Source organism: Bacillus infantis NRRL B-14911, from assembly GCF_000473245.1.
GTDB lineage: Bacteria > Bacillota > Bacilli > Bacillales > Cytobacillaceae > Bacillus_AB > Bacillus_AB infantis.
Genome location: NC_022524.1, coordinates 975,784 through 995,285 on the forward strand (window position 1 = coordinate 975,784; position 19,502 = coordinate 995,285).

18 protein-coding genes are annotated in these 19,502 nt (G+C 47.0%); 13 read left to right on the plus strand and 5 right to left on the minus strand.

Annotation, left to right across the window (positions count from 1 at the left end; translation table 11 throughout):
• Positions 1-24 precede the first annotated feature (24 nt).
• Positions 25-786, minus strand: a complete 762-nt coding sequence (locus N288_RS05150) for an MBL fold metallo-hydrolase (protein ID WP_022543497.1) — start codon at positions 784-786, stop codon at positions 25-27.
• 118 nt (positions 787-904) lie between these two features.
• Between N288_RS05150 and N288_RS05155 the strand changes: the two genes are divergently transcribed.
• Positions 905-1,315, plus strand: a complete 411-nt coding sequence (locus N288_RS05155; RefSeq protein ID WP_022543498.1) for an Lrp/AsnC family transcriptional regulator — start codon at positions 905-907, stop codon at positions 1,313-1,315.
• Positions 1,316-1,360: 45 nt separating this feature from the next.
• On the opposite strand, the gene N288_RS05160 is transcribed toward N288_RS05155, so the two are convergent.
• Both N288_RS05160 and N288_RS05165 read right to left on the minus strand, forming a co-directional pair.
• Positions 1,361-4,390, minus strand: a complete 3,030-nt coding sequence (locus tag N288_RS05160; RefSeq protein ID WP_022543499.1) for an efflux RND transporter permease subunit — start codon at positions 4,388-4,390, stop codon at positions 1,361-1,363.
• Positions 4,391-4,832: 442 nt separating this feature from the next.
• A complete protein-coding gene (locus N288_RS05165; RefSeq protein ID WP_009795168.1) occupies positions 4,833-5,675 on the minus strand; it encodes a metallophosphoesterase family protein in 843 nt (280 codons plus the stop codon).
• 193 nt (positions 5,676-5,868) lie between these two features.
• Here N288_RS05165 and N288_RS05170 point away from each other — a divergent pair, with 193 nt between their 5' ends.
• The 11 genes from N288_RS05170 (at position 5,869) to N288_RS05220 (ending at position 17,110) form a co-directional block, all read left to right on the plus strand.
• Positions 5,869-6,501 (plus strand): glycerol-3-phosphate responsive antiterminator, encoded by a 633-nt coding sequence (locus tag N288_RS05170; protein ID WP_009795169.1) that lies wholly within the window; start codon positions 5,869-5,871, stop codon positions 6,499-6,501.
• Between the two features lie 272 nt (positions 6,502-6,773).
• Positions 6,774-8,081, plus strand: coding sequence for an ABC transporter substrate-binding protein (locus N288_RS05175; protein ID WP_022543501.1), 1,308 nt, complete (start codon positions 6,774-6,776; stop codon positions 8,079-8,081).
• Between the two features lie 76 nt (positions 8,082-8,157).
• On the plus strand, positions 8,158-8,985 hold the full coding sequence (locus tag N288_RS05180) for an HAD family hydrolase (RefSeq protein WP_009795171.1): 828 nt from the start codon (positions 8,158-8,160) through the stop codon (positions 8,983-8,985).
• 50 nt (positions 8,986-9,035) lie between these two features.
• Positions 9,036-10,115 carry an ABC transporter ATP-binding protein gene (locus N288_RS05185; RefSeq protein ID WP_009795172.1) on the plus strand — a complete coding sequence of 360 codons (1,080 nt, stop codon included), beginning with the start codon at positions 9,036-9,038 and terminating at the stop codon, positions 10,113-10,115.
• 4 nt (positions 10,116-10,119) lie between these two features.
• Positions 10,120-10,986, plus strand: a complete 867-nt coding sequence (locus tag N288_RS05190; protein ID WP_009795173.1) for a carbohydrate ABC transporter permease — start codon at positions 10,120-10,122, stop codon at positions 10,984-10,986.
• Between the two features lie 15 nt (positions 10,987-11,001).
• Entirely contained in the window at positions 11,002-11,826 is an 825-nt protein-coding gene (locus N288_RS05195) for a carbohydrate ABC transporter permease (RefSeq protein WP_009795174.1), read from the plus strand.
• Positions 11,827-11,846: 20 nt separating this feature from the next.
• Positions 11,847-12,596, plus strand: coding sequence for a glycerophosphodiester phosphodiesterase (locus tag N288_RS05200; protein WP_009795175.1), 750 nt, complete (start codon positions 11,847-11,849; stop codon positions 12,594-12,596).
• Positions 12,593-13,564 (plus strand): glycosyltransferase family 2 protein, encoded by a 972-nt coding sequence (locus tag N288_RS05205; protein WP_009795176.1) that lies wholly within the window; start codon positions 12,593-12,595, stop codon positions 13,562-13,564. The genes N288_RS05200 and N288_RS05205 overlap by 4 nt, the downstream gene beginning before the upstream one ends.
• On the plus strand, positions 13,545-13,955 hold the full coding sequence (locus N288_RS05210; RefSeq protein ID WP_009795177.1) for a GtrA family protein: 411 nt from the start codon (positions 13,545-13,547) through the stop codon (positions 13,953-13,955). Before N288_RS05205 ends, N288_RS05210 begins: the two co-directional genes overlap by 20 nt.
• Entirely contained in the window at positions 13,919-16,576 is a 2,658-nt protein-coding gene (locus tag N288_RS05215; protein WP_022543502.1) for a YfhO family protein, read from the plus strand. The genes N288_RS05210 and N288_RS05215 overlap by 37 nt, the downstream gene beginning before the upstream one ends.
• A gap of 123 nt (positions 16,577-16,699) precedes the next feature.
• Positions 16,700-17,110, plus strand: a complete 411-nt coding sequence (locus N288_RS05220) for a ClpX C4-type zinc finger protein (RefSeq protein ID WP_009795180.1) — start codon at positions 16,700-16,702, stop codon at positions 17,108-17,110.
• 132 nt (positions 17,111-17,242) lie between these two features.
• Here the strand turns inward: N288_RS05220 and N288_RS05225 are convergent, their stop codons facing one another.
• On the minus strand, positions 17,243-17,434 hold the full coding sequence (locus tag N288_RS05225; protein ID WP_009795181.1) for an alpha/beta-type small acid-soluble spore protein: 192 nt from the start codon (positions 17,432-17,434) through the stop codon (positions 17,243-17,245).
• A 171-nt stretch (positions 17,435-17,605) separates the two neighbouring features.
• On the opposite strand from N288_RS05225, the gene N288_RS05230 reads away from it, so the two are divergent.
• A complete protein-coding gene (locus N288_RS05230) occupies positions 17,606-18,334 on the plus strand; it encodes a DsbA family oxidoreductase (RefSeq protein WP_009795182.1) in 729 nt (242 codons plus the stop codon).
• Between the two features lie 52 nt (positions 18,335-18,386).
• Here N288_RS05230 and N288_RS05235 read toward each other — a convergent pair whose 3' ends face one another.
• On the minus strand, positions 18,387-19,442 hold the full coding sequence (locus N288_RS05235; RefSeq protein ID WP_009795183.1) for a M20 family metallopeptidase: 1,056 nt from the start codon (positions 19,440-19,442) through the stop codon (positions 18,387-18,389).
• Positions 19,443-19,502: the final 60 nt, after the last annotated feature.

The following is a 19,502-nucleotide window of genomic DNA, read 5'->3' on the forward strand; positions in this document are numbered from 1 at the left end:
GGGATTATCCTGTCTGTTTTTTCACTAAAACGAGTAAGATTCACCGTCATCAGGCACCAGCACATTAGAAGAGATTCCCTTGTCCTTAATAAACTTCTTGAGTTCGTCCCTGGACAATGTCCAATGATTGACTGCTTCCATGTGGCTTGCAATGATTTTAGCCTTAGGGGCAGCCTTGCACACTTCATATACATCATCCTTGCCCATCACAAGAGAGCCGCCCTCAAGGAACTGATTATCTCCCGCATTTACTACAATGACTTCTGGAAGATGTGCATCAATTTCCTCCTGAACATCTGCATTCCAGACAGTATCTCCGGCTATATAGAGTGTTCTTTCGGAAGGATGTTTAAAGACTGCACCGCACACCAGACCAGCAAGCTTCAGAATTTCTCCCCTGCCATGCTCGCCTTTCGTTTTTATCAGATGGATGTCTTCGAATACTGTATCCTCTTTAAGGACTTCTACATTTCGAAAACCGTCACTTCTGACTGAACTGGCATCTTCCTCATTTTGCACGAACATTTTAATATCCTTTGGAAGTGCGTTTTTGGCTGCATCATCATAATGATCCAGGTGAAGATGGGTTACAATGACTGCATCTGCCTGACCAACTATTTCATCAATAGAAAATGGCAGTTTGGTTAAAGGGTTTTTCTGTTCCTGCCTGATAGAATTAGGGAAGGGGGGATAAGTACCTTTCTCTGCTAAAAATGGGTCGATTAAAAACTTTTTCCCAGCGTAATGGACAACCAAAGTTGCATTTCGGATTTGTTGTATAATCATATTGCACAGCTCCTTTTCCATAATGTAAGTATAGTTTATAATAAGACCCTTTTGGCTTTACATAGATTAAATCAAGTCTTTAAGCACTTTCACTTGATTAATGAAAGGATTTGTTGGGATGTTAGATGGTACGGATAAACATATTATAGAAGAGCTTTCAAAAAACAGCCGCATAAAGATGAAAGAGCTCGGTGAAAAAGTCCACCTGACCGGACAGGCGGCCTCAGCCAGAGTTGCAAAACTGGAGGATTCAGGGGTTATTGAAGGATATACCATTAAAGTAAATAAGGAAAAGATGGGTTACCCAGTTCATGCCATCCTTCATATTTATACGAAAACCGCCAATCATCAGCCGTATTTATCTTTCGTTAAGAAACAAGAACAGTACATCATCCATAACTATAAAGTGAGTGGGGAAAGCTGCTATCTGCTTGAATGCAGATTCCCATCCAATGAAAGATTGGATGAATTTTTGACGGGACTCAGCAATGCAGTGAGCTACAAATTATCTATCGTTATCAGCAAATAGAAGAACAAAAAGAGAAAAGCCCCGCCAAAAGCGGGGCCTCTCTCATCAGCTTGCATTCTCCATCACAGGCTCCGGCTGCTCCTTCGTCTTCTTGGGAGAGCGGCTGAATAAGCGGTACACAGCCGGAATCAGCAGAAGTGTTATAAAGGTAGCGAACATCAGCCCGGAGATGAGGACTGTTGCCATTGGCGCCTGATAGTTTCCGGATGTGCCGGAAGCAAGGGCCAGCGGCAGCATTCCGCCAGCTGTTGTAAGGGTCGTCATAAAGATCGGGCGGATCCGGTCCTTTCCGGCCTGAATGAGTGCATCAGTGATTGCAGCTCCTTCTTTGCGCAGCTGGTTGGTCCGGTCCAGCAGCAGGATGGCATTGTTCAGCACAATGCCGATCAGCATGACGATTCCCATTGCCGACATGACGCTCAGCTCTCGCTGGGTCAGGAAGAGCCCGAGGATGACGCCGACGATTGTCATCGGGATGACCGACATGACGATGATCGGCTGAACCAGATGATTGAATTGAACCGCCATGACAAGGTATACAAGGAATATGCTGATGGAAAGGATGAAGACCATATCCTTGATCAGTTCCTGCTGCTGCTCCAAATCTCCGGCTGCAGATAAAGTGTAGCCTGCCGGTGCATCAAATTTCTCGATCAGTTTCTGTACATCACGGTTGATGCTGCCAAGATCCCTGTCCTCAATATCAGCCGAAATAGATATGAATCTTTCACCATCTTTATGGGAGATTTCATTCGGCGCATCGATCTTCCTCAGGCTAATCAGCTCTGACAGCTTCTTTTCTCCTCCGGCAGCAGGGATGGAGAGCTTCATGAGCGCCTCTTTAGTTGCCGTCTTTTCGCTCCATCCTAAAATGAGGGGAACAGATTCTTCATGGAGTGAAACCTCGCCAAGCGGCATTTCCATAAAGGACTGTTCAATGAATTGCTTGACCTGCAGTCCGGACAGTCCGGCTTTTTGAATTTCGTCTTCCTTTAATTCTACGATCTCTTCAGGTGATGTGCGTTTCATGGAAGAAGTAATAGCGACGATTCCATCTATTTTCCCAAGTTCCTTTATAAAAGAATCGGAAACAGTCTCCAGTTCTTCAAAGCTTTCGCCCTTCAAATTAACTTGCACAGGATAGCCGCCGCCGCCTGACATCGCACTCTGGACGCTTTCAATTGGCTGGGTATCCTCAAGCTCGCGCAGCGCCTTCATGATTTCCTCGTTGACCTCTTTCTGGGATTTTGTAATATCATCCCCTTTGGTCATATTGATGATGGTGTACATCATACCGCCGCTGTCCATAACATAATTGGATTCTACATCCTTGATTTTGCTCAAGCCTTCATTCATTTCTGCGGCAACCGCTTCTTTTTCCTTGATGGATACACCGGTCTCCAAATCAACCATCAGCTCGGAATAGCGGTTGAACACATCCGGCATGATTGTCATCGGTATTTTTGGAATAAGCAGCAGCGAGCCTGCAAACATGAGGAAAAAGGCTGCAATCACTGCAAAACTGTGGCGCTTTTTCTTTACAGTCCAGTTAATCACCCTGCTGTAAAAACGAAGCAGCGGTCCTTCCCTGCGGGCTTTCTTTTTGCTGGAAATTTTTAGGAACTTCTCTGACAGGGAAGGGATGACTGTGAATGAAACCAGTACTGAACTGATCAGTGTGATTGCAACAACTGCCGACAGCATGATCATGAATTGGCCCATTTCTCCGCCCAGCAGCCCGATCGGCAAAAATACGACGATGGTAGTGAGCATACTTGCGATTACGGCTGCCGATACTTCTTTCGTTCCTTCCAATACGGCCTCAAGACGGGCAAGCCCCTGCTCTTTTTTGCGGTAGATGGATTCCAGAATGACGATGGAAGAGTCAACCATCATGCCGATTCCCAATCCCAGGCCGATAAGTGTCAGCATATTGAGGCTGTATCCGAACATCCACATCGAGGCGAAAGTCAGGAGTACGGATGTCGGAATTGAGATTCCGACAATGAGAGTGGCCCTTAAGTTCCTCAGGAATAACAGGAGAATCACTACAGCAATGATGCCCCCAATGAGGATGTTGGACGCGACGCCGTCAATGGATTCCTGTACATAGTCAGCCTGCGCAACCATCTCATTCAGCTCAAACCCCTTGATCAGCCCTTCTTCACGGATTTTTTCGATTTCCCCGCGGACAGCATCAGCCATTTCGATCTGGGTTGCATCCGAAACTCTCCCGACCTGGACAAACACAAGATCCTTGGTGCCATTTTTCCAGACAAAAGAGGAGCTTTCCTGCGGCGCTACTGTAATATCAGCAATGTCACCAAGCTTGATGAAGCCTGAAGGAGAAGCAATTTCAATATTCCTTATGTCATTTTCTGAACCCGGCTTTGTATTCCAGCGGACAGAAGGGGATTCCTTTTCCAGCTTGAGCTGACCGAGCGTCGCTTCGCTGTTCACCTGCTGGATGGCAGCCATCACCCCGGAAGCATCCAGTCCTTTTTTCAGCATGTCTTCCCGGTTTAAGAGAATGTTTACTTCATCCTCCTCCATGCCGGAAAGCGATACATCCCTTACTTCAGGCAGAGCTTCAAGCCGCGGCTCCAATGTTTCCTTTGCAAATCTGGTTATGTCCTCAAGATTGCCGTTCGACAGATCCAGGAAAAATTCATAGCTTTGGCTAGCGCCGTATTGCCCCATTTCTACTTCCTTTACAGCAGATATCCCGGCAGTGGAAGAATTGATGACAGATTCCACTTCTTTGAAAACCTCGTCACCCCGGCCCTGCTCAAAGGCCATTTGGATGGAGCTTCTTCCGGCAATTGTAGTGGACGTTACATCTTCAACCCCGTCGAGCCCTTTTAATTGCTGCTCAAGCGGAGTGGTAATCGATCGCTCAATTTCTATCGCAGGCATTTCTCCCGCATTGATCTCTGCATAGCCGCCATCCATCTTCATGGCAGGCATGAGCTCCTTATCAAGCTCAAGAACTGCATAGCTCCCGGTCAGCAGGACCAGGACTGCCACAAGTCCAACCAGAATCTTTCTTTCAACGATAAATTTGATCAGTTTCATAAGTACTCTCCTTTTAGTGAGATGAAAATATGGATCTTTGCTCCCAAGGAATAATCATACAGAGCAGTTGTAGAAAATAATACATAAATTAGTAAAATTTTCTTTTTAAAGGAGTAAATCCCACATCCTTCTGTTTTCCATCATAAACTCAATCAGTCTAAAGCGGATTGAGCCTCAGACATATTTTGACTAAGACTTGGGACCTAGAAAAGAGCAGGGCGTTTGCAGGCTCGAGGGGCTGGCGTTCAGCAGGGTGTGAAGGCTATGGCTTTATTTCCGGCTTTGAAGATATATTTGCGACTTTTGGGATATATTTGCGAGTCCCAGGATATATTTGTGACCTTCCTGAATGCTGGCCAAAAAATCGGCAACATCTGCATAACCAGTATTTCGCCGGAAAAAAATAGACACAGCACTCAGCCATGTCTATCTTCCAGTGATTTTACAGCTGATAGGCAGCTGCATTGAGGGGAATGCGGCACTCACGCTGTTCCTGTGTGCCTCTTGCTGCAGGGGTTGGCCCGAAGTGGGGGATGTTTCCGGCGATGAATCCTGCTTTTTCGACCAGGAAATCATCATCCAGATCAATGGCGGAAACGGAGATCTCTTCTTGGCCGATTTCAATGACACGGAGTGCCTGCTGGTCAAGGCATGCTGATTTTTGTACAAAGGTCCAGTTGTTTTGCTGCACAATGGAGTCAACATGTGTATGTCCGTTAAAATAAACACCTTGCCCTTTCTTTTGGCTCAGCACTTTCCACATGTCGATATCCCGGTGGATGGAGCCTTTTTCTCCATCTGAGCGGGTTGTTGTGTTATAGACAGGATGATGGGCAAACACAAGAAGCGGCTTGGAGCCGGAAGCTGCCACTACTTCCTCGAACCAGTGCAGCTGCTCATCGTCCATCCAGCCGCCCCAGTCTTCATAGTTCATTTCCCTTGCCGTATCAAGGAAGGCGAAAACAGCTTTTTCATTTTCGAAAGAATGATATTGTTTCTGGCCGGTGATGGCGAGCACTTCTTTCTTTGTCATCGCATATACATCATGATTGCCGAGCGCATGGTAGAAGGTCCGGTCCTTTTGCCTGATGATGCTGTAGATTTCCTCAAGCTCGTTTGGAAGGCCGAAATTAGTGAGGTCACCGATCGAAACATGAAAGTCAGCCTCGATATCCAGAAAGAAATTCATGAATGTTTCATAAAAAGCTGTACGCGCTTCCTTCAGTCCCAAGACCTCTTCATTGATTGCCGGGTAATGCAGATCTCCAATCATTGCAATTTTCATTTTATATGCTCCCTTCGTATGTACTGCCTTTCACTTAGAACAGTAAGGGCCGAATATTAAGAAAAATGACGGGAATTGTAAAAATCAGGTTAAAGAGTCTCCCGGTTACTTTTCATCATAGAGGATTATGATACTGTAATAGGGGAAAGGACAGGATCACGGACAGCGAATCTATTTTAAGAATAGGAGTGTTATGGTGGCAGCATTGGCAGAGAAAGCGAAATTTCTGGAACGGGTGGAAGCATGCAGGAAGATTGCGGCAGTCAAAGAGCCCTGCGGAATTGAAAAAGCGATTAGGCATAAAGACAAAATCAGCGCTGTCTTCCTGATGACCGGCAATATCATGTCTGTTAAGAATTATGCAGATCTATTCAGGAAGGAGGGGCTGCCTGTTTTTATCCATATAGAAAAGATCGGGGGTCTGAGCCTTAACAATGAAGGGCTGGATTTCATCGCTGATTATGTCAAACCGCTCGGCATTGTGACCACAAAGCCGGGACTTGCGGCAAAAGCTAAGAAGCGGCGCCTGATGGTCATCCAGCGTGTATTCATGATAGATTCGGAAGTATATGATCATGTGCTGGATCTGGGCGGACCTGATGGCCCTGATATGATTGAAATCATGCCTTCAAGGCTTCCTCATATCATTCAATCACTCTCGGAAAAGCTCCCGGTGCCGGTGATCACGGGAGGCCTGCTGACGGAAAGGGAGCATGCAGAAGAATCGCTCTCATGCGGGGCTGTGGCGGTCACGACCTCCAATACGGGAATCTGGAAGGAAGATTTGAGCAAAACCGGGAAAAAAAATGCGAGAATGCCTGTTTAATAAAGATTTACAATTCCATAATACTATCTTAGCAAAAGGGATGTAACATCATAATCGACAAGTACATAGAAAACAGGTTCAATGCAGAGAGACCTCAAACACGGAGAGTAGGATTCCGTTTGTTTGAGGTCTCTTTAGTTTTTTGGGAGGTGAGGAGGCAGGCCAGTACCTTTGCCATTTTCTTGAAAGCTTTACAGCTCCAATCTTGCTTAAGCTGAACTACCTGATGCAAAGTGCTAGATCACAATCCATTGAAAACGGGGGAATATGAAGTGAAGAAAATATCCGGTCTTATCGTAATGATTTTTATGCTGCTGATGGCAACCGCATGCTCAGGCAACAATTCTGCCGGTACAGAAACGAAATCTTCGGGGGACAATACCGCATCTGCCAGTGATGACAGAATCCATATCAAATACTGGTATGCGTGGGGAGATAAAATTGGCGAGAATAATGAAAATCTCGTCAAGATGTTCAATGAATCCCAGGACAAGATTTATGTAGAAGCAGAATACCAGGGGACTTATGATGAGCTTCACTCCAAGACACAGGCTGCTTTTGCCGCCAAGAATGCTCCTGAAGTCACTCAGAATGAGATTGCTTCCATTGGCGTTTTTGCTAAATCCGGCATGACACAGGACCTCACGCCATTCGTTGAAAAAGATGATATCAATATGGATGACTTTAACCCGGGGCTGATGGGGAATTCCTATGTGGATGACAAGCTTTACGGCCTTCCATATCTGCGAAGCACACCGATTCTGTATATGAATACGACCATGCTGAAGGAAGCCGGGCTTGATCCGGCAGGGCCTAAGGATTGGAAGGAATTCGAAGAATATCTGACTGCCCTCACAAAAGAAGGGAAAACGGTCGGGATGACCATGCCGGTCAATATCTGGATGTATGAAGCATTTGTCGCACAAGGTGAAGGGCAAATGATCTCTGATGATGAAAAGAGTGCTGAATTCAATGGAGAAGCGGGTGTTGAAGCGCTTGAATTCTGGAAAAAGATGGCCGACAAAGGCGTCATCAAGGTTCCTGGCGGCGAAGCAGCTGCAGAAGTAGCCAAGCAGGATTTTGCCAACAGCCGTTCTGCCATGGCTTTCTCTTCTACAGCCGATCTTTCTTATAATTTGAGCGTGGCCGAAGAACAGGGCTTTGAGCTGAACACTGCTTTCATGCCTGCCAATAAGGTGAATGGAGTGCCGACAGGCGGTGCCAACCTGGTCATGACAGCCGGTCTTGATGAGGAAAGGCAAAATGCCGCATGGGAATTCATCAAATGGATGACGGCAAAAGAACAAACCATTTATGCCAGCGAATATACTGGCTATCTGCCAAGCCGCCTTTCAGCTGTAGATTCTGAAGAAATGAAGTCACTATATGAGAAAATGCCGCAATTCAAAGTGGCTGTCGACCAATTGCAGTATGGTCATGCCCGTCCGATGGCAGAAGCCTATCCTGAAGTGGCTAAAATCCTGACAGACCAAATCTCCAGGGTCATGCTTGAAGATGGCCTTGCTCCAAAAGACGCCCTTGATGAGGCAGCAGAAAAAGCCAATCAATTGCTTAAGTAATCAATAATCGCATCAGGCTGCCGGGGGAGGGATTCAGTCCTTTTCCCCGGCATTCATAAAGAAAGGGGAATGCAGAATGACTTGGCACAAAGACATTAAAGTGGCCATTTTCGACTTGGACGGCACATTATATCAGGATTATGCCTTTTTAGGGAGATATATCAGCCACATGCTTGGCAGCCGGCTGCAGGGACAGGAGCTGCAGGCAGCCATTGATGAAGCTTATATGATTCTGGAGGGAAGGCACCCGGTGAAGTTCGGCTATTTGTCCTGTCATGATGGAAAAAGGGCATACAGCCATGAAGAGCTTAACCCGACAGGCTGCTTCGGATGGGATGGGAAGGAAGCTGAACTGAACCAGGAAGAGATGGACGGACTTTTCTACATAGGCGATCCATGGGGGATTGCAGCCATTCTTGCAAAAAGGCATGGCGTCCATGCAGAAGAACAGCTGAATGCGTTCGAAACAGTCAGGAAGGAAATGCTTGCCGGACCCCATCAGATCGAGGTGTTCCCCGGCTTGATTGAAGCGGTAGGCAAAATGGGTGCTGATCGCAAGATTTTTATGACCAACACCCCATCTCCTTCTGCTGAAGAATTTGTCAGCTTTCTTGGGTTGGAAAATCTGTTTGATACATACATAGTGGATGCACAGAAGCCTGAGGGCATCAGGGGCGTCATGAAAAGGCTGGGGGAAGAAGGCTATCAGCCACATGAAATCTTATCCGTCGGGGACAATCCCTTCAATGACCTTTACCCGGTGAAACAGCTTGGGGGCAGGACCTGCCTGATTTCCCGGTATGAGCATGCCGGCTCAGAGGAGTGGGACCATTCAGTAAAAACAATCGAAGAGCTGGCCGGATTCTTGATGCTTTTGGAGGCCGTTCCTTCAGGGGCAATCTAGGATCCTTGTCTGGAGAAAATCCAATACTCGAAAACAGGAGATGAAAAGGCATGGCTGAAATCAGATTGGTGAATATATCAAAAACCTATAAAGACGAGGAAATCATCAATGATTTGAATCTGACCATCCGTGATGGATCCTTCACAGTACTGGTTGGCCCATCCGGCTGCGGTAAATCAACGACATTGCGGATGATTGCAGGACTGGAAAAGGAATCAGGAGGAGAGATTTGGATCGACGACCAGAAAGTGAATGATCTTGCCCCCGGAAAGCGCGGCATTGCCATGGTATTTCAAAACTATGCTCTGTATCCGACCATGACGGTCAGGGGAAATATTGAATTCGGGCTTGTGAATAAAAAGGTTCCTAAGCAGGAACGGGAACAGCTTATTGCTGAAATATCAAGGATTGTCGGCCTGGAGGAATATCTTGATAAAAAGCCGCAGAACCTTTCAGGCGGACAAAGGCAGAGGGTAGCGCTCGCCAGGGCCATGGTAAAGAAGCCGAAGGTATTCATTCTGGATGAGCCCCTCTCCAACCTGGATGCGAAGCTGAGAGTCCAGATGAGGACAGAGCTGATCCAGCTTCACAAGCAGCTCGGCACCACCTTTATATATGTGACGCATGATCAGGTGGAGGCCATGTCGATGGGGGATGAAATCGTCATTTTGGATAAAGGCAAAATCAAGCAGGCTGACAGCCCGATGGCTATCTATCATGATCCCGAGAATATCTTTGCCGCGAGCTTTATCGGAACGCCTCCCATGAACATAGTGGAAAAAGCCCTGCTTTCTGATTATATGCCGGCTGTAGACGGTGACGCAGCCTATATTGGATGCAGGCCAGAGCATATGGAAATCGTTACGGCGGATACCTTTGATGCGCACAGCATCATCCTCCCTTCCAGGGTGGCCGCGATGGAAACACTTGGATCTGAGACCATTTATACTGTTCGAAATACGGCTGGCGTTATGCATGTGAAGAGCTTTCTCGATCCGATGCCCCATCTGCAGGATGTGGATGTAAGGCTTCCATATGAAAAGCTTTACTTTTTCACGAATGATGGAATAAGGAACAGGTCAGCAAGCATGAGCATGCAGGAGCCTGTACTGGTAAAAGGGGGCCGCTGATATCATGATGAATAAGCTGCGGCCGTATGGCATGATTGCGCCATCGATTGCCATCTTCGGATTATTTTTCATTTATCCTATCTTATACATGATTTATTTAAGCTTCCATGACTGGAACTTTGTCAGTCCTGTTAAGGATTTTGTGGGTATCGGCAATTTCAAAGCGCTTTTCGCAGAGCGTGAGTTCATTGAAGTGATGCAGAATACCTTTACATACACAGCACTGACAGTATCACTGACGGTGGCGGTTTCTCTCCTGCTTGCCCTGTGGCTGAACAGGCAGGGAGCTCTGTACGGATTTGTGCAGGGTGCGATCTTCAGCCCGCATATTATCTCGCTTGTTTCAGTGTCGATGCTTTGGATGTGGCTCATGGATACTGACTATGGACTGCTGAACTGGTTTCTCAATTTGTTCGGCATCGCAAATGTCCCATGGCTGACAGATCCGGGAACCTCGCTGTTTTCTCTCGTCATTGTGGCGGTCTGGAAGGGGATCGGCTTCAATACGCTCATTTTCATTGCCGGGCTGCAGAGCATTCCGAAGGATATTTATGAAGCGGCAGAGCTGGATGAGGCGAATAAGGCGAGGACCTTTTTCAAGCTGACGCTCCCGATGCTGTCACCGACGCTCTTTTTCCTGACGATCATTTCCCTGATTGCGTCATTCCAGGTGTTTGAAACGATTGCGATCATGACCCAGGGCGGGCCGATTAATTCAACGAATACCTTTGTTTTCTATATTTATGAGTATGGTTTCCGGTTCTTCAAAATCGGCTATGCATCGGCCGCAGGTGTTCTGCTGCTGATTCTGGTAAGCCTTTTGACAATAGTCTACTTCAGGCTGCTTTCCCGGAGAGTCCATTACCGATGATGTGGAGGATTATATATGAAGCTTAAAGCTGCAGGAAGGCTTTTCAATTTGGCCGCACTCTTACTGGTTGTTGCTGTTTTTGCACTTCCGTTTGTCTGGATGATTTCCACTTCTTTTAAAACGCTTGGTGAAACAATGACATTTCCGCCGAAATGGCTGCCTGAGGAGTTCAAATGGGAAAACTTCTCCAAGGCATGGAACTCCGGGCCGTTTTTCCGCTACTTCTTAAACAGCCTGATGGTTTCAGCGGGAATCCTGATATTGCAATTTCTGACGATTATACCGGCAGCCTATGCTTTTGCCCGGTACCGTTTCAGGGGAAGCAGGTTTTTCTTTGCTGTGACCATGATTACCCTGATGATTCCCTCTCAGCTTATCTTTTTGCCGGTCTATCTGCAGATGAGCTCCTGGGGGCTGCTTGATTCCCTGTGGGCGCTGATCCTGCCGTTTGCCTCCAGTGCTTTTGGCATTTTTATGCTCAGGCAGTCGTTCATGCAGGTCCCTGAGGAACTGCTGGAAGCCGCCCGGCTTGATGAAGCTTCTGAATGGAAGATCATGTTCCGCATTATGGTTCCGATGGCAAAGCCTGTTCTTATCACATTTGGATTATTCAGCTTCATCACTCACTGGAACGATTATTTCTGGCCGCTTGTTATGACGACAAGCGATGTGGCGCGCACCCTTCCGCTCGGGATATCCAAGCTTAGGGAAGTAGAGGGAGGAACTGCCTGGAATGTGCTTATGGCAGGAAATATGATCCTTGTTGTGCCGATCCTTATTGCCTTTTTCTTTGCTCAAAGACAGATTATCCGTGCTTTTGTTTATACAGGAGTCAAATAGACAGGAAAGGATGATGATTGATGCTGAAGAATGCCTGTGTTGCACACCGCGGCTGGAGCGGGAAAGCCCCTGAGAATACGGCGGCCGCTTTCCGGCTCGCCCTTGAGCACCCTATGATTTCTGCCATAGAGCTGGACGTCCATTTATCAAGGGATGGGATCCCTGTTGTCATTCATGATCACACGTTGGAAAGGACAACAAACGGGAGCGGAAATGTGAAGGACCATACTGCCGCTGAACTGGCACTCCTTGATGCAGGCTCATGGTTCAGCCCTGAGTATTCCGGCGAAACGATATCCTCGCTGGAGGAAATCATTCAAATGGCCAAAGGAAAAAAGAAGCTTTTCATTGAGCTGAAGCAGATGGCCGGAATGTATGAAGGACTTGAAGAAAAAGTGGCAGGATTGATCAGGAAATATTCGCTCTATAAAGAGGCCCTGGTCATCTCTTTTGATCATCATTCACTTCTGAAGCTGAAAGAGCTGGATCCGAGGATCCGCACCGGCCTGATTTACCTGGGTCATGCGACTCTCCTGGCAGAGCAGGCAGCTTATACGGGGGCAAGCCATGTATCCGTTCACTATGGCTTTCTCTCCCGTGGGCTGGTTGAATCTCTGCTGGACGCCCGCATTGAAATCGGCACATGGACAGTCAACGGCAAAGAAGCTTTGAAAAAGGTGCAGGACTTGGGCGGAAGCATCCAGATTACAACCAATCATCCGGAAATCATGGTCGGCCAGCCGGAAGAGCAAATGGAGGCAGCAGAATGAGTCAGGCAAAAATATCATTTATCATCCCTTCCTATAATGAAGCTGAGAATATCCCCAGGGTGCTGGAGGCAATCCGGACGGAAATGGCAAGCCTTTTTTATCAATATGAAATCCTGTTTGTGGATGACGGGAGCTCGGACGGCACGATGGAAACCATCCATCGGCTGGCTTTTCACCATGAGGAAGTAAAATTTATATCGTTTACAAGGAATTTCGGGAAGGAGGCGGCCATGCTTGCCGGACTCCGGAACGCAGAAGGTGATGCGGTCATCATGATGGATGCCGACCTTCAGCATCCGCCTTCCCTGATCTGCCAGCTGGTGAGGGGATATGAAGAAGGGTATGGGCAGGTGATTGCCAAAAGGAACCGTACGGGAGATTCTCCGGTGCGTTCATTCGTTTCCTCCTGCTTCTACCGGTTTGTGAACAGGGCAGTGGACGTGCAGCTGTCAGACGGTGAGGGAGATTTTCGGCTGCTGAGCAAAGAAGCAGCAAAGGCGCTCCTGCTGCTCAGTGAAGGAAACCGCTTTTCCAAAGGACTTTATTCATGGATCGGATTCGAGCAGAAAATAATAGAATACGAGAATGTCCAAAGGGAAGCAGGGGAGACAAAATGGTCATTCCCTAAACTGCTGAATTACGGGATTGATGGGATCGTTTCTTTTAACCACAAGCCGCTCAGGGCATGCTTTTATCTGGGCGCCTTTGTCCTTCTGCTTTCGCTCGGATATATCGGATTTACCTTTGTCCAGATCATGCAGCATGGAGTCTCTGTTCCCGGCTATTTCACGACCATATCTGCTGTCCTTTTCCTGGGAGGAATTCAGCTTGTCTGCATGGGAATCGTCGGTGAATACATCGGCCGCATTTATTATGAGACAAAGAAAAGGCCGCATTATCTGATTCAGCAGACCAATATTCAGCAAGCAAGCGAAAGAGGGGAGCAGCATGCGGTTCATACACAGTGAATTTTTCCGCTTTGCCGTGACCGGCGGGGTGAATACCCTGCACTATTATTCAGTCTATCTTGTTCTTCTCCATTGGGCAGGGTTCCATTATTTCCTTGCGCATAGTATAGGTTTCGCAAGCAGCCTGATTGGTTCTTTTTTCCTGAATACTCTATTTACATATAGGGTGAAGCCGACATGGGGGGCGTTCATCCGCTTTCCGCTGACACAGCTGTTCAATACGGGCATGACTGCATTCATCTTGTTCATACTTGTCGATGGGCTGAAGGTGAGCAGCAGCCTTGCACCGGTCATTGCAGTCGTCTTTACTTTGCCAGCTACTTTCATTTTAACGGGGAGAGTCCTGAAAACATCATGCAAAAAGCGCGAAGCTACTTACCAAACTTATTAAACTTTCTTCAGGCAGACAGATGGCCTAAGGCTGCCTTCTTTTTCTTCTGTCTGCTGGCAGCTGTAATGAGCCATATGTTTTTTATTTCTGAGTGGTTCGAGGGCCGCTATATGACCGGGATGAACGATGGATTGTCGCAAATGCAGCCGTTCAAGCAGCTCTTGTATGAGCAGTACACCAGCGGGGAGTTTTTCTATTCGCCTGACTTCGGGTTCGGCGGCGGCACCTATACCCAGCTTGGCTATTATTTTGCTACTTCTATCTTCTTTCTGATTACGATGCTTGTAACCTATATACTTGAGAGACTCGGCCTGATCGGGGCTCCGTATATTTTTTACTGGGCTGACATCATCCTCATTGTAAGCATCATCAGGCTGACCGGCATCCTGCTTCTGGCCTCCTATTATTTCAGGATGCTGGGAATGAAAGCACTGCCCGCCTTTACTGGCGCTGTCATTTACGGCACAAGCATCATTTACTTCAGGCATGTGACCTACTGGGAATTTTTTGCCGACAGCATGCTCTGGCTTCTCCTCCTCCTGATAGGGATTGAAAGGATCATGCAGGGGAAGGGTTCCGGTTTATTCATAATAGCTGTATCCATCAGCTTATTTGACAATTTTTATTTTGCTTATGTTAATTTCCTGCTGTGCGGCGTTTATGTCCTGTTTCGCTGGACTTTCCCGTTTGATGGAAACGGGCGGGCCAAGCTGATCCAGCTGAAGCATTATATTATCGGGCTGGCCGCAGGATTCTGCATCAGCGGCTTTTCGTTTTTTCCTGCCGTATATGGCTATTTGAACAATTACCGACCTGCATATGAGGATCATATCCCTGCTTTTGAGTTTATTGACAATTTGCTGCTGAACGGAAGAATTGTCTATCTGCCGGCATTTGTTCTCATCTGCCTGCTGGCAAAGCCTTTATACAGGAACAGGCATTTCAGGTTTTTTGCTGTAATGACGATCGTTCTATCCATCCTGCATTTCAGTCCGTTTATAGGCAGCTTATTCAATGGTTTTTCTGCTCCCCAGTACCGCTGGGAATATATGCTGTCGCTTGCAGCAGGCGGGGCGGCAGGAGCTGCACTCCCCCTGGCGGGCAGGCTCAAGCTTCTTCCGCTTGCATCAGCAGGAGCAGGTGCGGCTTTATTTTACATACTGTTCTATCATTTTGACCCTAAGCTGGAATTTGAAGAAGTGCAGGATGCTTATATGGCGATTGCAGCCTTCATTTCGGCTGCTGTTTTCCTTCTGGGGGCAGCATTTTTCAGGAAAAAGGCCGCAGTACTGCTTTCAGCTGCTGTCATCCTGACCAGCGTGCTGATCCCGAATTTTTACCAGGAAGAGCGTTTGACTGTGACAGGGACGGAATATCGTGTATCAAAGGAGTTCATGAACAGCCGTGACTATAACGGTGCAGACCAGCAGGAGCTCATCCGGCTGGTACAGGAGGGTAACGATGATCCTTTGGCAAGGATCGACTGGATGATCCCTTTAAGGAATAATACTCCGATTGTCCAGGATTTCAGAGGAATGAGCGTCTATTCCAGTATCTTAAATAAAGAGCTTCTATGGTTTTATCTCAGTGATCTTGAAATCGATATGGGGCGTGAGAGCGTCAGCCGCTATGCTTCCCTTGGGGACCGGGCCAACTTGTACAGCATCCTCATGGGAAAATATTATATTGCTGAGAAGGGAGATGCCTCCATTCCTTACGGCTTTAAGAGAATTGCTTCTGCCGGCGGTTATGAGGCTTATGAAAATGAAAACCTCCTGCCTTTTGTGCGGACGGCTGACAGCGTTTATCTGGAAAAAGATCTGAAAGGAAGTTCCCCTTCGGCAAAGGAACAGGCGATGCTGAAAGGAATTGTTCTTGAAAAGGGAACAGCAAATGCCCCGATACCGGACAGCACAAATCTAATTTCGCAGGCAGAAATCAAGCCTGTAAACGCCGAGTATGCGGGCGGAAAACTCAAGGTCAGCGGTGAGGAAGGCGGCATTGATTTATTGATCAGTGAAAGAAATCCTTCTGCAAAAGACTATTTGGTTGGCTTCAATATTGATGGCATCAACAACAAGGAAGAATTTATCCTTGAGGTCAATGAGTTCCAGACAATCAGGAAAGAAGAAGGGTCTATATACCGGACGGGTGTGGATGACCTGATCATAAGGGTCAAGGCAGCGGACCAGATTTCCCTTAGGATGCCAAAGGGAGAATATCATTTAAAGGACTTTAAGCTTTATGAAGAAACCTTTGAGGTGCTGGAAAATGTGAAAAAAGAAGAACGCCGCCATGTTCCGCCAGAGGCAGAGTGGTCAGGAAACCGTCTGTCATTTGAACTTCAAAATGAAGGCGGGCATTATGCAATCATTCCGCTGCCTTTTGAAAAAGGCTGGCGCTTAAAGATCAATGGAGAGGAAGAAGAGCTGCTGAAGGCCAATTATGCATTTACAGGCTTCCGGCTGCAGGAAGGTCAGAACAGGATCGAGATGGTCTATTATCCGCCGTATTTCTTTCTGCTGCTTGCACTCTCTTTTGCTGCAATAAGCATTTGCCTTGCTGCGCTCTTTAAAAAATCAAGGCGCATGTCCGTTCGCCATATCAATGTTAGTTCTTAATGTGAAAGAGTAAGTTAATTCCTGAAAAAATTTGGAAATTGAAGGAACAATCTATATGTGTGAAGAATATATCTCACTATGTATGTATACAAATGTATACATGTAAATTAGGAGGTGTATGCAATGGAAAAAGATTTTCGCAAAAAAACATTTCGAGGTGCCAAGATTGAAGATATGATCTTGGAATTAGAGAAACTTAGCTCATTATGTGAAGAGAAATCTAAAAGTAGTGAACAATTAGAAAGGCAGCGTTTCTATGAAGGAATGGCTATTGCTTATACTACTATTGCAGTGAAATTAAAAGGAGACTTCGACTATATTGAACCAAAAGTAATTGATGAATTGTACAATGCCTTAGAGAAAACTTCAAATCCAAATAGTTTAAGCAATACAGAACACGGTACCACTTGTTCTTTTTGTCGTAGAAGTAAAGAAGAAGCCGGAGAATTAGCTATGGGACCAGGAGTTTCTATATGTATTGAATGCTTAGAGTTTGGTGCTGAAGTTATAAAAACACAATCCACAGAAGTATAATTCATTAACAAGCAATTTGGAAACCTTATAAGGTTTTTCTTATCTCTAATTAATTATCAACATTCATATTTAACACAGCCAATAAAAAAAGGAGACCCCCGCTAAAAGGGTCTCCCGCTCCACAAAGGCCCGCTATTGCTGCCTGTTCTGGAGCTGCTGCTCTCCGAGGGCGACAAGGCGCTTTGTCATCTCGCCGCCGACAGAGCCGTTTGCCCGCGCGGTCGTTTCAGCACCAAGCTCAACTCCAAACTCATTGGCTATTTCTTGCTTCATCTGATCTAGTACATTAGCTGAACCAGGAACCAACAGTTTGTTTCTTGCCATGATCCATCACTCCCGACGAAGGATTGAACAATGGGTATTGTTCTTTTTTAACTTAACCTGATGCAGGCCGCCTGATACAGACAATCGGGGAGAGCATGCCTGAGCATCCGCCTGAGGGTTTTGGCATAAGATGTGCTAGTATGGGGATAGTTAAGAAATGAGGTGTCCAGGATGAAAATAGAAGTATGGTCGGATTTTGTCTGTCCGTTTTGTTATATAGGGAAACGCCGCCTGGAAGGGGCATTGATGGATTTCCCATACCGGGATCAGGTAGAGGTTGATTTCAAGAGCTTTGAGCTCGATCCGAATGCCGCCCCTTACTCTGGGAGAAGCATTCATGAGGCACTTGCTGAAAAATACGGCATGAGCATCGAACAGGCGAAGCAGGCCAATGTGGGAGTGGGGCAGCAGGCAGCCAGCGTCGGCCTGACCTTCAATTTTGACGAAATGAAGCCGGGCAATACCTTTGACGCCCACAGATTGGCTAAATTCGCTAAAACAAAGGGCAGGGAAGCTGTTCTGACGGAAAAGCTCCTTAATGCCTATTTCACAGAATCAAAAAACATAGGCGATCACGAGGAGCTGGCTGGTCTTGCGGAAGCAGCAGGACTGGACAGGGAAGAGGCGCTCAGCATTCTGAAGGATGAAAAAGCCTATGCCAATGATGTCCGCATTGATGAAGGCATTGCCCGGCAATATGGCGTTACAGGGGTTCCTTATTTTGTCATCAACCAGAAATATGCCATCTCAGGCGCCCAGCCTGCGGAAACCTTTGCCAGCGCTCTCCAGAAGGTGTGGGAAGAAGAAAATCCTGTAGTGAAATTGCAGGAATTGTCCCCGGAAGGTGCGGCTGATGCCAGCTGTACGGATGGAAGCTGCATCGTTCCGGAAAAAGAATAGATTGAAACATACTAAAAGGGGTTCGAAATAGAGATATTTCGAACCCCTTTCTTTAAAAACTTTCAGCAAAATCAACCAGCATCTCCTTGTATACATGAACAGACTCCGGCAGTACATATTCTTTATCGCCATGCCAATGCAGTCCGCTCGGTCCGAATTCGATGGCCGGTATGCCGTAGTTGGCAAAGAAGACGGTATCGGCAGAGCCATGCTGTCCGAAAAAGACCGCTTCATCTTTAATATGCCGATCAACGACCGGCTTCAGCTTTAAGATGAATGGGTTGTCCCTTGCTGTTTGCAGCGGTTTGCTGAACATGCTGACAAGCACTTCCCCGTCCGTGATCGATTCGATCTGTTTAACGATTTCATCCTTATCCTGGCCGGGCAAATAGCGGATGTCGTAAAAAAGCTCGCATTTTTCCGGGACTTTATTATATACATCGCCTCCGCGGATTTTGGCCAGGTTGATGGAAGGGGAAGGATAGAATTCGGAGCTTTCTTTGGCAAAAGGGAGCTCCTTCAGCTTTCCATGGACTTCATATGCCCTTTCAATCGCATTGATGCCTTCCCATGGCCGGCTTCCGTGGGCCGGATCTCCATCAATGGCAATTTCGAGACGCATGACGCCCTTTGCCTGGAGGGCGATTCCAAGCTGGGTCGGCTCTGAGCAGATGACAAAATCGCCGCGGTATCCATTTTCGGCAAGGTAGCCGGAGCAGTTGAACCCGCCGATTTCCTCATCAGAAACGATCTGAAGCTGAAGCTTGACCCCAAGCGGCGCCTCCTTCAGCTCTTTGAAGGCGCACATCATCGCTGCCACGCCAGCTTTCATATCGGCGGCCCCTCTGCCATAAATCTTGTCTTTCACCTCTACGGGGATGAATTGATCTTCTTTGCCTGAAACAACATCCACATGGCCGTTCCAGACAATGGTTTCATTGCCGCTCCCTATCTCTGAAACAAGCATTTTGTAGCCGTTATTTTCAATGATATGTACAGGGAGCCCGTGGCCCTTAAGCCAGTGCCCGCAATAGGCAACAGCTTCATTGGCCCCTTCTTTGTCCGAGCTGTTGATGCTGATCAGCTCTTTCAGCAGGTTTTCCAGCATTTTTTTCCCTACCTCCTCTGTCTATGGGTTATAGGACTTATACCCTGTATTCTCGAGTTT